General features: G+C 39.8%; 9 protein-coding genes and 4 pseudogenes. 1 reads left to right on the plus strand and 12 read right to left on the minus strand.

Features of this window, described 5'->3' with window-relative positions:
* Positions 1–3 precede the first annotated feature (3 nt).
* The 12 genes and pseudogenes from AAC852_RS16980 to AAC852_RS17030 form a co-directional block, all read right to left on the minus strand.
* Positions 4–1,155: an ATP-grasp domain-containing protein gene (locus AAC852_RS16980; protein ID WP_340622015.1), complete on the minus strand. Its 1,152-nt coding sequence runs from the start codon at positions 1,153–1,155 to the stop codon at positions 4–6.
* A gap of 196 nt (positions 1,156–1,351) precedes the next feature.
* Positions 1,352–2,380, minus strand: coding sequence for a radical SAM protein (locus AAC852_RS16985; RefSeq protein WP_340622016.1), 1,029 nt, complete (start codon positions 2,378–2,380; stop codon positions 1,352–1,354).
* 357 nt (positions 2,381–2,737) lie between these two features.
* Positions 2,738–2,908: pseudogene (locus tag AAC852_RS16990) on the minus strand (helix-turn-helix domain-containing protein); the annotation flags it as partial.
* A 243-nt stretch (positions 2,909–3,151) separates the two neighbouring features.
* Positions 3,152–3,250, minus strand: coding sequence for a phage integrase N-terminal domain-containing protein (locus AAC852_RS20090; RefSeq protein ID WP_422824317.1), 99 nt, complete (start codon positions 3,248–3,250; stop codon positions 3,152–3,154).
* A gap of 1,073 nt (positions 3,251–4,323) precedes the next feature.
* Positions 4,324–7,440 (minus strand): type I restriction endonuclease subunit R, encoded by a 3,117-nt coding sequence (locus AAC852_RS16995; protein ID WP_340622017.1) that lies wholly within the window; start codon positions 7,438–7,440, stop codon positions 4,324–4,326.
* A 25-nt stretch (positions 7,441–7,465) separates the two neighbouring features.
* On the minus strand, positions 7,466–8,620 hold the full coding sequence (locus tag AAC852_RS17000; RefSeq protein WP_340622018.1) for an AAA family ATPase: 1,155 nt from the start codon (positions 8,618–8,620) through the stop codon (positions 7,466–7,468).
* 1 nt (position 8,621) lies between these two features.
* Positions 8,622–9,761 carry a restriction endonuclease subunit S gene (locus AAC852_RS17005; protein ID WP_340622019.1) on the minus strand — a complete coding sequence of 380 codons (1,140 nt, stop codon included), beginning with the start codon at positions 9,759–9,761 and terminating at the stop codon, positions 8,622–8,624.
* Positions 9,758–11,314, minus strand: coding sequence for a type I restriction-modification system subunit M (locus AAC852_RS17010; RefSeq protein WP_047685935.1), 1,557 nt, complete (start codon positions 11,312–11,314; stop codon positions 9,758–9,760). The genes AAC852_RS17005 and AAC852_RS17010 overlap by 4 nt, the downstream gene beginning before the upstream one ends.
* A gap of 465 nt (positions 11,315–11,779) precedes the next feature.
* Positions 11,780–12,309 (minus strand): annotated as a pseudogene (locus tag AAC852_RS17015) (primase-like DNA-binding domain-containing protein); the annotation flags it as partial.
* On the minus strand, positions 12,288–12,464 hold the full coding sequence (locus AAC852_RS17020; RefSeq protein WP_340622020.1) for a hypothetical protein: 177 nt from the start codon (positions 12,462–12,464) through the stop codon (positions 12,288–12,290). The pseudogene AAC852_RS17015 and the gene AAC852_RS17020, both read right to left, overlap by 22 nt.
* Positions 12,465–12,934: 470 nt before the next feature.
* Positions 12,935–13,198: a helix-turn-helix domain-containing protein gene (locus tag AAC852_RS17025; RefSeq protein WP_099123491.1), complete on the minus strand. Its 264-nt coding sequence runs from the start codon at positions 13,196–13,198 to the stop codon at positions 12,935–12,937.
* A 973-nt stretch (positions 13,199–14,171) separates the two neighbouring features.
* Positions 14,172–15,322: pseudogene (locus AAC852_RS17030) on the minus strand (IS3 family transposase).
* Positions 15,323–15,388: 66 nt separating this feature from the next.
* On the opposite strand from AAC852_RS17030, the pseudogene AAC852_RS17035 reads away from it, so the two are divergent.
* Positions 15,389–15,706: pseudogene (locus AAC852_RS17035) on the plus strand (integrase core domain-containing protein); the annotation flags it as partial.
* Positions 15,707–15,796: the final 90 nt, after the last annotated feature.

A 15,796-nucleotide genomic window follows, 5' to 3' on the forward strand; every position in this document is an offset into this window, starting at 1 on the left:
GTATTAATCTTTTTTTATGGTTGTATAATTAAATTTATTATTATAATTGTTTAAATATTTCACGCATTCATGTTCATTTTTGGCAGAGCAAATAACATATCCCATTTTTTCAGTGTAATGGGTGCTGGAAAAATAACTGCCAATCTTGGCATATTGCTCCCATTCAATCACATGCTCATCAATAATTTCTTCTATAGGAGTTATGGATTTTACTTCTCCAATCGGTGGGTTAAAAATGATCATACCAATGCAATTAAGATCATCGTTCTTTATGGGAAAAGAAGGCTCTTTGCAAGCCAAGGCAGGGGAAATTAATGCATTAATAAAGACATCAAAAGCATGCTTACCATAGGCCTTCGCATGAAGCTCGAATAGCCTGAGACCTGGTGGGCGTGATGCGGTTTCACAAAGTATAAGATTATCGGTATTTTCTTCGATGAAAATTTCAGTATGAGTGAAACCGTATTCGAGATTGAATGCCTGCAATACCCGTCGATTAAATTCAAACAACCTGTGGCTATTTGGGGAGCCTGGTAACATGGTATGCCACATAAAATGGTTAGGTTTGGTTTGATCGGAAGGGAGTAATGAACAGGCATAAACTCCAATGCTTTGATAGATAATCTTATGCTGGAATACTGCTGTATCAACATGCAGTAACCTGCCCTGGATTTTTTCTTCCACTAGATACTCTTCAGGTGTATCAAGTTGCTGTAATGCATAAAATAAGGAAGTGCGGTCTGAATGCTCGGTCACCCCCATCGATCCCCAAAATGAACGGGGCTTTATAATAAAACCAACCTGGTTGCCTTTGTGTTTGGCAGAATTCTCAACGGATTCAGTAAAGCGCTCGAAATGTTCAGGTGAGATTAACATCTCTGATGCCAGAGTGAATTTGGGACAAAACAGCCCATGTTCATTGGCAGTCTTGCGCATTATCCATTTATCTCTAAATGATTGGGCTACATCAATGATGTGGGTATCTTGGTTAATATGGGTTGCGATGGAGGCCATCAATTCAACATGAAGCTCAGAAAAAGCGATAAAGTAATTGATGTGAATTGGGGCTGTGATAATTGATAGTGTGCCTTTGACCTGTTTCAGTGCTGCTGTTATTTTTTTACAGGTGTGATTAGCTAGCGGATCATCAACCACCAAATATGCCAATGCTAAAGAGCAATCCGTTGAATCCAGCCACTTTTTCTTGATCAATAGAATAAGATTTAAATTATATTGATAGCAGAGTTGAACAAAGCGCTCACTATCTTTGATATCTGGCATACAGAAAATAGTCGGCTTCCCGCGATGAAAACTAGCCTGATTATTGATATGTATTTCTAGAGACATAGTTTTACCTTAATCTATTGGCAGGATCACAGCCTTTAATACAGTTACAAGTGATTACGGGATACATTTTTTTACGGAAGAGTGAGAATTTATCACCATGCCAAATATCGTGTAATGAACTTTCCAAGACATTCCCCATAATATATTGCTCAGGGTTTGGTCGATACATCGTGGTATCGCAAGGATAGACATTTCCTGTTACAGCATCGATAAATAGTGTTGTCAATGGAATGGCACATGCTTTTTTGCCAGACGCATTATAATGTCCCATTTCAGCGCGGCAATAATCCTCCTCATTGCGGCCGAAAATTTCATAATTGGCATCCATAAATAAATGGCGTGAAATCTGTTTGCTTTCCAATAGAGTATTTATTTTCTGCATAAATAACTTAATTTGAGCACTATTTAAAAACAGTAAAGGATAATCTTTAATCGGAATAAGATTAACACCATCAACGCTCAGTTCGGCCATTTTAAGCAGAAACTTATCGATAGTATCGTAATTTAATGAAGTAACGACATGATTAACGATAATAATAGAACCGGGTATTTCCTGCTTAATATATTCCATGGCATCATAAAGATTGTTTGTTAGCCAACGAATGCCTCGTGACTCGCCATTTTTTTCAGGTTCTACATGGTCAATTGAGATATAAAATTTTCTGACAAGATGACTCTTGTTTTGTACACGATTGAAAATCTTTTTTGATAAAGCAGTTCCATTGGTTGTAATAGAGATCGGTGTATTTCTATTACAATCCAAAATAGCCAGAAAATCTTTTGATAAAAAAGCCTCTCCTCCATGAATATTTACCTCCTGTGGTGAAAGAGCCTCTAACTCTTGCCAGAGTCTAATCATGTCTATTTGTTTATGTGCATCAATCTGAGCGGTTTGCCATACATCGCAAAATTCGCAACGTGCATTACAAATATTATTTATGCGTATAAATGCATAGTTAAGTTTAGGCATGGCAAAAAGCTTTTCCGGATCCAGGCCAATAGGGTATTTAGCTATGGCAATTAGCTCTTCCATATGATTTTCCACTTGTTTATAAATTCAAAAGTGATAATAATCACTATTAATAATATGAAAAATAAATATAATTGGTTGTTGTTTTTTACAGGTTTGAGACTCTACAGAATTTTCTTATATAATCAATATCAAAAACAAATGCTTATGATATTAATATTAGCAAATATCAATTTTTATTGAAAACTGATGAAATATTTATTTATATTATTTATTTGATGGTGTTTTTTTAATAGTGTTTATTAAGTCATTGGGAAACAATCATTTTATTTTCAGGGGCAGTAGACTTTTCTGGCTTGATCCATCAGGCGGTAAATATTTTATAGAAAGGTCGGTTTATCAGCCCGTGGAAACATATTCATAATCCGCGATTATCCATTCACCTCTAGGCCAGGGACGACTGAGAGTGTTTGCTAATGTAGATGAACTGAGTCCTGACTCACGAGAAACGGCCGCTAAAGTTGTACCACGTTTACGCAATGCAGCAATAATATCGGCCTGATGCCAGTCGTTTTTAACGCTGTTATTCATTCCTGCTACCCTTTCCATTAATTGATCATTGATAGTAGCAGGGTTCGCGGACTGGGTTCACACCAGCGAGGCATTGCCTCCACCGCCTGAATCACCATTGAAAGGGCGAATGCAGGCACACTGGTAAAACTTCTTACCAGTGTCTGTGAACACAAGGCCGCAACGCCTTGACCATTGGATTGCCCCAATGGCTGTAATGATTAACTTATTGTTTTATAATACTAAATAACTAAACAACTAAGTTTAACGAATATAAACACGCTCAACATAACGATCAATATCCCGAATGCGGTCATGGTAGGCTTTATAGCTACCGCCAATCTCCCTGGCAAAAACTTTAATTCTTCAATCAATCGACTCATTGGCTTCTATTTAATACCTGACAACATGCAATCTCTGGCGCGCGATAGTTCGGACAAAACAAAAAATATCTGCTTTGCCCTTGACGGATATCTGTGCGCCAGAGTGAACACAAGTTGAGGTATTGCGGGGTATCGGTTGAGTACGCTGTACTGCCGCCTGCGTTTGCAGGTCATCCCCATCGGCTAAACGCCAGCCTCGATATCATCAAGTTCTCCTTTTGATACTTTTTCAATCTATAAAATACAGTGTCAGATTCACTGTGTGGTTAACTAGGCCAGAGCCTATCAGGGATGTGTTGCCCTTTTGCTGCGGCGTCATTTTCAGCGATAAATCCGCAAAAAGTGACGCCTTGAGTTCTGCAAACAATCAGCAAAGGCTGTGCAAGCCTTGAAGTGCCCAAATGGTAGCTATGGGTTAATTGTCAGGTGTAGAAAGACTGCCTGCTGAATACTTCAGACAGTGATCGTGAGAAGCGTGAACCGGATGTGCGAAAGCCATCCTGTTGTTCATTGAAGATAAAGGAAAATATGCTTTATGTTGATATGAAAGAAAATGCATGATTCAATGTTCAATACACTTCTATGGTAAGATAAAAACGCCTTTTGAGCGTATTTCTAGCTTAATAAACCTTCATTGCCAGACAAGGGGTTTATGTCTGACAATATCTGCTTCCAAAGATGCGCAGATGTACCGCAATTATTGCTCTCTCTTTTTCAGGCTACGGGAGTTTTGTTTCGCTACCCAGTAGGTGATCCTTACAGGCGATAGGATCTTTGTCATAATAGGTTAATACCTAATCGATTAGGTTTGTCAAGGTCAACTATTGTTTGATGTTAAAAATAGCCTCATAAAAATTCACAATAATTACAATCTGTTGTGGTGTTTAAAGCTATTGAAACACATCAATTTGTGAACCGAGGAAAGGTGAGATAATGATGCAAATGGAAGAGGGAGAAATAGCGTAATAGCCATCTAAACACCAAGGCGTCTAAATGGCTGATAAGTGGTTTATGATAGCTAATAGCAGATCGGGTGTTGTATATAGCTTATACCTATATTTGCCCACCTACCCCCTTAAACTTTTCAACAAATGCAGCAATTTTCTGGAAAACGGTTTGCTTTTTCGTTCTGTATTCCGGGTTAAGCGGACTTAACTTTGGTAGCGTTGAATTGAGTTCTGTGCCGTTTTCACTTGCGTATTCTCGTCTTAATGATGCTGTGATATAGCGTTTAGCCGCATCTTCATTTAAGTTCTCAGAATTGATTAACTCCTCTGCTTCACGTTTTTGTTCAGCTTGAGCAAATTTGAAGAATTCATCAATGATACTGGCTTTGTCGATAATTTCGTCCAAATTAGTTTGATTAATGAAATCAACAATTAGACTTTCTTTTGCTCGATTACCAAGGCTGGAACGAATCAAACGGCGAACTTCATCAATTAATTCTGCCTTATTCTTATTCTTTTTATTGTTTTCAAAAATCAACTCAAGAATGTAATCCAGATTAATTTCCTGTGATTTGAGCAAATCTATTTCAAAAACGACATCATCCCAGTCAATAGTCGATTTATCTTTCTCATTAGATGATTTTTCACGGCGTAACCAATCACGCGTATCATTATAGGTCGAGCGATAATCTTGAATAGCACGCTCAGTCGGCATCTCAATCGCTTGCATAGCAGCGATATCTTCATCGTCTAGGTAGTATTTAGCTTTAAATGCTTCAACAGCTTCCAGATTACTCATATCTACATGCTGTAGAGCCTTTAATCCTGCAAATTCATCGTAGTTTTGCAGTACATTCTCTACACGCAAATATTCGCCAAATAGCTTGGCAAAATCCTTTTTATCTTGCTCTTTAACAATATCATCAGGATTAGGAAAGCGTCTTTGTAACTCTGTCACTACATCTAAAAATCCACGGCGTGCTTCGCCGGTGACTAAATCAGTAAAGCCTTCCATGTATTCTTGATAACTTTTCTCCAGCACAATATTTCTGGTATTGCTATCACCAAATAAAGTGATAGCCTCAACTGTAGACTGTTCTAAATCACGGAAGGTGACGATATTACCAAAGGTTTTTGTGGCATCATAAATACGATTAGTGCGTGAAAAAGCTTGCATTAAGCCGTGGAAACGCAGATTTTTATCGACAAATAACGTATTCAGTGTCGGCGCATCAAATCCCGTCAAAAACATACCAACAACAATCAGTAAATCGACTTCTTGATTTTTGACTCGCTGAGCGAGATCTTTATAATAATTTTGGAAACCTTGACTATCCACACCAAAATTCATTTTGAACGCGGCATTATAATCATCAATGGCTGCGCTTAAAAATTCTTTGGCGCTGCTGTCCATCGCGGTGAGCTCAAAACTTTCATCAATAATCTCACCTTTAGCATCTTGCTCTTCATTGGCGGCGAAAGAGAAGATGGTGGCAATATTAAGCGGTCTTCTGCTTGTTTTATTTTCGTCAGTATCTTTTTGCAAATGCTTGAACGCCTCATAGTAAGCTTTGGCCGCATCCACGCTACTGACCGCAAACATCGCATTAAACCCCTTGCCACCGGCCTGGAGACGATGCGTTTTTTGCCTGAAGTTATTTAAAATATACTGGGAAATTTCACGAATACGAACGGGATGTAAAAAAGCATGCTTGTTTTCTGCCGCGGTTAACTTTTTCTCGTCTAACTCTGTTTCAATGGACTTAAACTGTGGTCTTACATCGTTATAATCAACTTTAAACTTCAATACTTTTTCATCACGAATAGCATCAGTAATTACATACGAATGTAATTGGTGCCCAAACACACTACTGGTGGTGTCTGCTCCCAATGCGTTTTGCGGGAAAATGGGCGTGCCGGTAAAACCAAACTGATAATATTTTTTAAATTTTTTCTTTAGGTTTTTTTGTGCTTCACCAAACTGGCTGCGGTGTGCCTCATCAAAAATAAACACCACTTGCTTATTGTAAATAGGTAAATCGTTTTCACTTTTTATTAAGTTATTCAGTTTTTGAATGGTCGTAACAATAATTTTATTGTCATCTTTTTCAATATTCCGTTTTAGCCCTGCGGTACTTTCCGAACCATTAACACTGTCAGGCGAAAAACGTTGATATTCTTTCATGGTCTGGTAATCCAGATCCTTACGATCGACCACAAAAAACACTTTATCGATAAAATCCAGCTCAGTGGCCAAACGTGCTGCTTTGAAACTGGTTAAGGTCTTTCCCGAACCTGTGGTATGCCAAATAAAACCACCGCTTTCCGTATTACTCCAATTTTTAGCCTGATACGCACTTTTAATTTTCCACAAAATACGTTCAGTTGCCGCTATTTGATAGGGGCGCATCACTAATAAAGTATTGCTAATATCAAAGACAGAATAATGAATTAACACATTCAGCAAGGTATTTTTCTGTAAAAATGTCGCCGTGAAATCTTTCAAGTCTTTAATTAATTTATTATCAGACTTCGCCCAATTCATGGTGAAATCAAAACTGTTTTTATCACGCTTGGTGGTGTTGGCAAAATAGCGGGTATCTGTACCGTTTGAAATCACAAAAAGCTGTAAGTATTTAAACAGTGAGTTTTCTGTATTAAAACTCTCTTTGCTATAACGATGCACTTGGTTAAAGGCTTCACGAATAGCAACTCCGCGCTTTTTAAGCTCAATTTGTACCAATGGCAGACCATTAACCAAAATGGTCACATCGTATCGGTTCGCCTGCGATCCTGCTTGCTCGAATTGCTTAATGACTTGTAGTTTATTACGGGGAATGTTTTTCTTATCGACCAGATAGATGTTCTCAATATGCCCATCATCAAAAACAAAGTCGTGGATATAATCGTTATGAATTTTACGCGTTTTATCTATGCTGCTATCGTTGGGCTTATCTAAGTACTGCTCAACAAAGCGTTGCCACTCACTATCCAGAAATTCTACATTGTTCAGTGCCTGCAATTGCTTCCGCGCATTAGCCAGCATGTTTTGGGGCGTATTTAAGCCGGTCACATGTTCATAACCTTGGCTGATTAAATCATCGATTAATTCCCGTTCTAAATCATTCTCACTCTGATAAGCCTCATTAAGTTGTAATTCCTTAATATATTTATCAAGTACGATAAAGTTTTTTGACTCAGCAATCGTGTTGTATTCGTGCATACTTCACCTATAAATTCGATTCACTCTAGTCTTCTGACTGGTGGAAGCGGTACATCGTGTTAATTTCATTAACCAGATAACGCAATACACGCTGGTCATCATCTGTAAGTGCAGAGACCTCTTCACCTGCATGTTTTGAATGACTAAAGATATTAATAATCCTGGCTTCATAAGGATTAGGCCTACCATCATCTGTTTTTGGCAATAAATCACCCCACTTTTTATAGCCCAGAAAAGTAGAGGTTTTTTCTAATATATTTCTTAAAAAGTTGAAATGATACTTGCTCAACTGATCGTTTTCGATGGCTTTTTCGAGTTCTGACTTTAAATAAAGATGATATGAGAATGGTGAGTCATTCGGTTGGGTTGCCAGTTGATATGTGCCATCCTCATGCTTTGTCAGCCTGTATTTCTCAAATCCTTTCTTTTTATAGCTTTTATCATCGCTATTTAGTTCATTATGTAGCACGTTATAGAAAAGAGGGTTATGCGTCGTTATGATGAATTTAACGCTAGATTCGTTAGATTTAATAAGCTGAGCAAGATGCACTGCCAATTCAATCAAATGATTTTCATCTAACGAACTCACAGGATCATCAATAAAGACGTATTGCAATTGATTAAACTGATCGGTTTCTCGCTCATCAGGTTCAGCAACATTCAGCACGCTGATAACTTGCTCAATCAGTGTGTAAAACACGCTCCAGATAAAGTTGCTTTCTTCACCCTTTGATATTTTAACATTTTTAGTTGGTGCTTCATTCCCACGTTCGAAAGAAAACGTGACCTCTGAACCATTTTCACTAAAATGTGGAGTTAATTTTTCATCTGTATAGCGTTGGAAGTTAGCAATGATATTTTGGTCTTGCCCCTGATCTTTCAGCACCCAATCTGTAAATGAATTCGGCTGAATTTTGAGTTTAGGTTCGGTATTCTCAGATAAGTCGTTATCCCAGTAAAACAAGTCCTCGGTAAAGGCGTTGTAATACAAAAAATTAGTACGCGTTAATGATAGTTCTTTATTGTTGGTACTTTCATCATTATCAATTTTTGGCGCAATCAGCTGTTTAAATTCTTTCGAAAGCCGAGTTTTACCCGTACCATTAAAGGCATAGATCAGTTGTACTTTCTTATTGGCCTCTTTTAGCTGCTGTGCTATTTCCGTTAGCGTTTTACTCATATCACGCCTCTACCTCTGGTTTGGGGAAACTCAATAACAGATCGCGATAATATTCGTATTGTTTTTGGCGTAGTTCAATTTCACGAGGCAAACCTTCGCTGATAGAACTGGTTAAAGTGTCGAATTTATCTAGGATGCCGACAATACGTTCTTGTTCTGCAAGCGGAGGAATAGGAATGAGATATTCCATTATTTTTATTTTATTACCGCGGGGCATTTTGGTTCCTTTAGAATGCTGCATGTTGTAATCGAAAAATTTATCATCCGCTAAAACCTGATATAGATACCTCGTTTTTACCGCTTCATCAGTAAGACGAATAACAAGCACATCTCCATTTGTACCGCCGATACGGTCAGCGTGCCATATCTTCTTCAAATAGGGCCGAATATTACCGATTAAGATGTCACCATTTCGATATTCGGTTAAGTTGCCCTCAGTTGGCATATAGCTAGATTCTTTTTTTCCTGCCCGATCTTGCAGGAGATTGTCAACACCTGCATAATTAGTTTTATTTAGTTTGTCAAAGCAAATGCGAGTTTTTGAATACTCCGCTACTTCCCCCAAAGTCTTCCACTCCACCTCATCTTCTTCAAAACATAACAACTGATCACGATAGTAGTTGTATTGTTTTTTGCGAGCTGTGAGCTCGGCTGTGAGCTCGGCTGTGAGCTCGGCTGTGAGATCGGTAAAGGTATCCAAAATACGGACGATTTCTTTTTGGATATGAAGTGAGGGAATGGGAATTTGTATTTTGTTTAATATAGCCTGCGTCAAACTAGGTCTTCCTGCTCCTGTATCTAGTGCCAATAGATCAATAGTTCTGATAAAATAATATAAAAATTTAGGGATAATTTTCTTAGTATTAATTTCTGTATAGTAAATTGTGTCAACATTCCAAAAAGGTGACTCAATATAAAAAATATTTGTTATAGAACCCTTGCGGGGAATTAAAACCGTTGGCTTATTATATGAATAAGTATCGACATACCCCATGATCCCGCCTGAACCATACACTGGAATATCACCAGAATTCAATTTCTTCCAATCTTTGCCATGTTTTACTTTCGCCACTTGCCCCAACAATTCCCATTCCACCTCAACCCCTTGAAGCAGTTTTTCCATAAAACTCATGTTGCTCATTCCTTGCTCTCCACACCTTCAATTTTGGCAACAATGGCATCAATATCCGCCCGCAACTGATCGATTTTTTTAACAGTGGTCTTTAATTCAGCATTGAGTTTTGTAATATCAATTAATTCGCGGTTATCTTTAACTTCGACATAACTACTCACCGACAGGTTGTAATCGTTAGCAACGATGGCTTCAAAACTGACTGATTTTGCAAAGTGCTCAACATCATCTTTACTGTCGAAGACCTGCATAATTTGTTCGATATGATTGTCGGTGAGTATGTTGTTATTAGTTTCTTTCTTAAACAGAGAGCTTGCATCAATAAACTGAGTAGTGGTGTCTGTTTTGTGTTTAGACATCACAAGAATGTTGACAGCAATGGTCGTGCCAAAAAATAGGTTAGGCGCTAATGAGATTACGGTTTCAACATAGTTGTTATCTACCAAATATTGGCGGATCTTTTGCTCAGCTCCACCACGGTAAAAAATACCGGGGAAACAAACAATCGCTGCACGGCCTTTACTGGATAAGTAACTCAATGCGTGCAGTACAAAGGCAAAATCGGCTTTGGATTTCGGCGCTAATACGCCAGCAGGAGCAAAGCGGTCATCATTGATCAGTGTTGGATCATCACTGCCAATCCATTTCACCGAATACGGTGGATTAGAGACGATGGCATCGAACGGTTTGTCATCACCAAAATGCGGCTCTAGCAGGGTGTTACCTAGCGCAATATTGAATTTATCGTAGTTAATGTTATGCAAAAACATATTCATACGCGCAAGATTATAGGTAGTATGATTAATCTCCTGACCAAAAAAACCGTCCTCAATGATATGAGCATCAAAGTGTTTCTTCGCTTGTAATAGCAGTGAACCCGAACCGGCGGCGGGATCATAGATTTTATTTACGCTGGTCTGCCCGTGCATGGCAAGTTGAGCTATTAACCTAGAAACGTGTTGTGGTGTAAAAAATTCACCACCTGATTTACCTGCATTAGCAGCATAGTTAGAGATTAAAAACTCGTAAGCATCACCAAACAGATCAATCTTGTTATTTTCAAACTGACCAAATTGAAGTCCTGCTACACCTTTTAATACGGCGGCTAAGCGGGTATTTTTATCTTTAACGGTATTACCTAAACGATTACTGGTGGTATCAAAATCAGCAAAAAGGCCTTTGATCTCGGCTTCAGATGGGTAGCCGCTAGCTGAGCTTTCAATAGCGACAAAAATACTATTTAAGTCTTTGTTTAAATTTTCATTTTTATTGGCATTTTTGGCAATATTGGCAAACAGCTGGCTTGGATAAATAAAATAGCCTTTGGTTTTAATGGCATCATCTTTAATCTCGTCAGTGATAATATCATCTGAAAGCTCAGCATAGTTGATACTCTCATCACCGCCTTCAATGTAGTTTGCAAAATTTTCACTTATAAAACGATAAAACAGCGTACCCAGTACATACTGTTTGAAATCCCAGCCATCAACTGAACCTCTCACATCGTTGGCAATTTGCCAGATTTGACGCTGTAGTTCGGCGCGTTGTTGGGTACTTGTCATTGTGAAACTCCACTATTAATACGTTTTAAATAGCCATTAGGCCTATAATCAGGCCGGTATTATAACGAGTAAAGACGCTCTAATCATTTTGAATCGCTACAAGTTTAGTAAACATCTCAGGGGAGTTTTTGAACTACCACCAACCTGAAACAACCCGGCCTTATATTTTGCTCATAGCAACTTGATGTGGCAGACTAATTTTGGTTTGCTTAAAGCGAGAAACTGACGCGCTGCGCTTGTCTTCTCCGAGTTACCGGGCTAATAAATTACTCCAGTAACCCGGAGATCTAAAAGATCACCTGCCAGAGAAAACATTTTTACCTACCCCCTCCCTATTAAAGAATTATGGGTAAAACTATTCATCCTGTTCACCTTCGAATAATTTTATTTAAATTCATATTGTTAAAGGGTGATGAGTTGAAATTAAACTCTTCACCCAACCGTTCACCTCCAATCAGAAAAAAATTATTCTTCTGGCTGGCTACTCCTTGTCAGTTTTGGCATCCATTCGATAGCGGTATCAAGATTCAGGCTCAGATTGCTACGAATGCCTTGTTTGCTTTTCTTGCGTAAATATTGCTGGCTGTACTCTGCCAGTGCGCCCGGCATATCCATGCCAAAACGAGTTACAGAAACAGGTTTGTTCAGGTTATTGCCTTTCATATAAGCAAGGTAGGCGTGATAGAGGTACTTACGGGGATTGAACGGCTAATTTCCGCATTGCCGATTAACAAACCGTCTGCTTCATGGGAAGCAATAAGATAACCACAAAAATCGACCAGTAGATCTGTACCGCGTTTGATATCCAGCGCCTCCGCAGATTTCTGTTGCTCTGCCAGTAAACGCCTCGCTGATTGTGGATCAGCAAACCGATGCAACAAATGCCGGATAATCACAGGCAATTCTGCCGCGATTTTATCCCGCAGGAGCGGATCACGTTCATTTTCCGGTACAACTTCGGAAAAGTTGAAAATTACCCGGCGTCGGTGATTTCCAGAAACAACTGCCAGTCATAACGGTTCGACAGCACCATAAACAATGCCGCCAGAACACAACCTTTATAAAGCTGGTTAATCGTAAGTGCTGTGGCATAACCTTCTGTAATAATTGCCGTATCAAGATGCTTAACTTGTCGGGCTGTTAGTTTCATATTTCCAGCATCCTTGCCCCCTCACAGTAATGGGGGTATTTTTTTAGAGGGTACAGAAAGTTACCCCTATATATATCCCCTGACTGGGATACATTGCAATAGATGCCTGTAGACGTTAGTAGAGCTTTATTTGGGAGTTTTCGTTGATTTTACTGGGGAAAGTAGACTTTAAGAGATGCTGACAGAAGTGGAGGAGAGCGCAACACTGGCATGTTAACATATTAATATTTAATAAATTAATTTTATCAAAAAAGTCACATACCCCCAGTTGTACCCCCACATTATTTTGCTACGTTAAATCTGGTCGATTGTGCGTAGAAATTAGATTTATAACTTTTTAATCATCACGTTAAAGCAAAAAAGCCATGAGATTTGAAAATGGTCACATTTGGCTGCCATTTCATGCTCAAGGCTTCATATAAACATTTATCATTTTTACGAACTAGATCACAAATTAAAACGGGTTATTCCTATGGCTTAGAGCGGGCTTTCCTTTCTAATAATTCTCCAGTATGAGAATCGAAATAACGACTTGGCCAGATTTCTGAGGGATGGATGCCAAGATAATCAGCAATGATCCATTCGCCTTTAGGCCAAGGCCTACTGAATGCGTTTGCTAGTGTAGATGAACTAAGTCCCGACTCACGAGAAACAGCCGCTAAAGTTGTACCGCGTTTACGTAATGCGGCAATAATATCGGCCTGATGCCAATCATTTTTAACATTGTTATTCATTCCTGCTACCCCTTCCATTAATTGATCATTGATGGTGGTGATTCAAAGCAGGGTTAGCAGACCGGGAGTAACCATCCGGCGAGGCCGAAGCCTCCCCTGCCTGAATCACCATTGAAAGGATGATAACAAGCACCACTGGTAGAAATTCCTACCAGCGGGGTTACTCTTTAAGGCTGCTAAACCTTACCATTGGATTGTGCCAATGGCGGGAGAACTTTAACTGATTGCTTTATCTGAATCAATAACTGGACGACTAAGTTTAACAGCTATAAACCCACGCAACATAACAGGCAGCGATCCGAATGCTTAATTCTTCAATCAGCCAATTCATCAATTTCCTTACTTATACCTGACAACATGCAATCTCTGGCGCGCGACATTTTGGACAAAACAGAAAATGCCTGCCTTGCCCTTGACGAATATCTGTGCGCCAGAGTGAACGCAAGTTGAGGTATTGCGGGGCATCGGTTGAGTACTCAGTACTGCCGCCTGTATTAACAGGTCATCCCCACCAGCATAAAGCCAGCCTCGATATCGTCAATCTCTCCTTTTTCAATCTGTAAAAAGCAGTGTCAGATTCACTGGGTGGTTAAGCAAGCTTGAGCCTGTCAGAGTTGCGTTATTCTTTTGCTGCGGCGTCACTTTCAGCGGTAAACTCGCAAAAAGTGACGCCTTGAGTTCCGCAAACAGTTAGCAAAAGTCGTGCGGACGTTGAAATGCCAACAGGTATAACAAAACGCAGCAAGATTAAGCGTCAAATGGTAGTAATAAGTTAATTGTTTTATGTAGGAAAATTGCCTGCTGAATATTTCACAAGCAGAGGTGGCTAAGGCGTTGAATTAGGAATATGGGAATATCCTGCACGTATAACGTGAAGTGAGTTCATGACGTAAATCAAGCTCACTATGCAAAAGTTAAATGAAGATAAGGTCTGATGCTTATGTGAAAGAAGCGCATAATCCAACTGTTCTGCTCAAGAAAAATCGGACATTTTTACGAAGGCCATTTCATATTCCACAGGAGTTAAATCATTATTAGCCGTGTGTAATCGCGTTAAATTGTAATAATGCAGATAATCCCGCACATCTTTTTTCATCTCCGCCTGATTTTCATGATGAATTTTGAAGAGCCAGTCATGTTTTAAACTGCCAAAGAAACGTTCAACGACTGCATTATCCCAACAGGCCCCCACATCCCCCTGACTCGCTCTCATATCATAACTGTCGAGCAGATTCCGATATGGCTGGCTTGTATTGGCTGCCTCTATCACTGTGAAAAACACAGCCTTTTGACGGCGGGCGTAAGTGATACGCTTTCGTTAAGGCCTGGCTGAGCAGGGTCGTCTCTATCTCCGTTGACATCTGCCATCCCACGATCCGCCGCGAGTATAAATCCATCACGATGGCCAGGTATAACCAGCCTTCAGGCGTTTTGAGATAGGTCATATCGCCTGCCCAGACTTCATTCGGGGCCAACGGATTAAAGTTCCGGTTAAGCAGGTTACAGGCCGTTGATACAGCTTTCCCTTTGCGTGGAGCCCGGTAGCTTTTACGCTGCCTGACGGATAAGCCGAGCTGTTTCATCAGCTTTCGGGTCCGATAATCACTGATAGTAAAGCCTTCTTTGCGTAATTTTTTCGCCAACACCCGATAGCCTAAGCTTTCCCGGCTTTCTTTAAACAGCGTGGTGGCTTTTTGGTGCAATGCACGTTGCTCATCGGAAAGCAGCCGAACGGGTTTTGCCTGCCAGGCATAAAACGTGGAATGACTGACTTTCATCACGCGACATAACTGGCAAATGGGAAATTGCTCTGCATGTTCTTTGATGAACCAACACCTTACAGCAGTTCTCTCGCAAAGAATGCGCTCGCTTTTTTAAGATCTCTTTCTCCATTTTTAGCTGTTTGTTTTCTTTACGAAGCTGCAATAACTCCTGTCGCTCCTCAGTGGTTAACGCTCCGGGTTTGGCTTGCTCCACAGCCTGCTTTCGCCATGTATACAGGAGTTTTGTTGAGATACCCAAAGTTTCAGCCGCCAGTGGGACGGTATAACCCTGTTCAACAACCAGATTGACAGCTTCTCTTTTAAAGTTATCAGTAAATTTTTGGGGCGATTTTCGTTTCATAAAGACTTCTTAATTAAAGTCATTCTATTCCTTTACCAAAATGTCCGAATTTATTAAAGCACAACACTTGAAACCCGTCATATTAAGGGGCGCCTGATATTCCATTCAGATCAAGGAAGCCAATACAGCAGCAATAAGTTCCGTCGTTTATTGTGGCGAAACAAAATTATCCAGAGCATGAGCCGACGCGGCCATTGTTTAGATAACGCCCCAATGGAAAGGGTCTTTCGCAGTCTGAAGAGTGAATGGGTCCCACCGGAAGGCTATCTGGATATCCATGATGCAATACGGGATATCACTCAATATTTGGGCGGGTATTACAACCACATCCGTCCTCATAGCTTTAATGGGGGAATTTCTCCTGCTGAATACGAAAGGCAGTAGGAAGAGGCCAGAAATGTGTCCGGAATTTCTTGACCACTACATTTACGGCTCTCCGATTTGCCGGGTTAATGTATTAGCCCAGTAAATCGG

It is taken from the genome of Xenorhabdus siamensis (assembly GCF_037996745.1).
GTDB classification, from domain to species: Bacteria; Pseudomonadota; Gammaproteobacteria; order Enterobacterales; family Enterobacteriaceae; genus Xenorhabdus; species Xenorhabdus indica.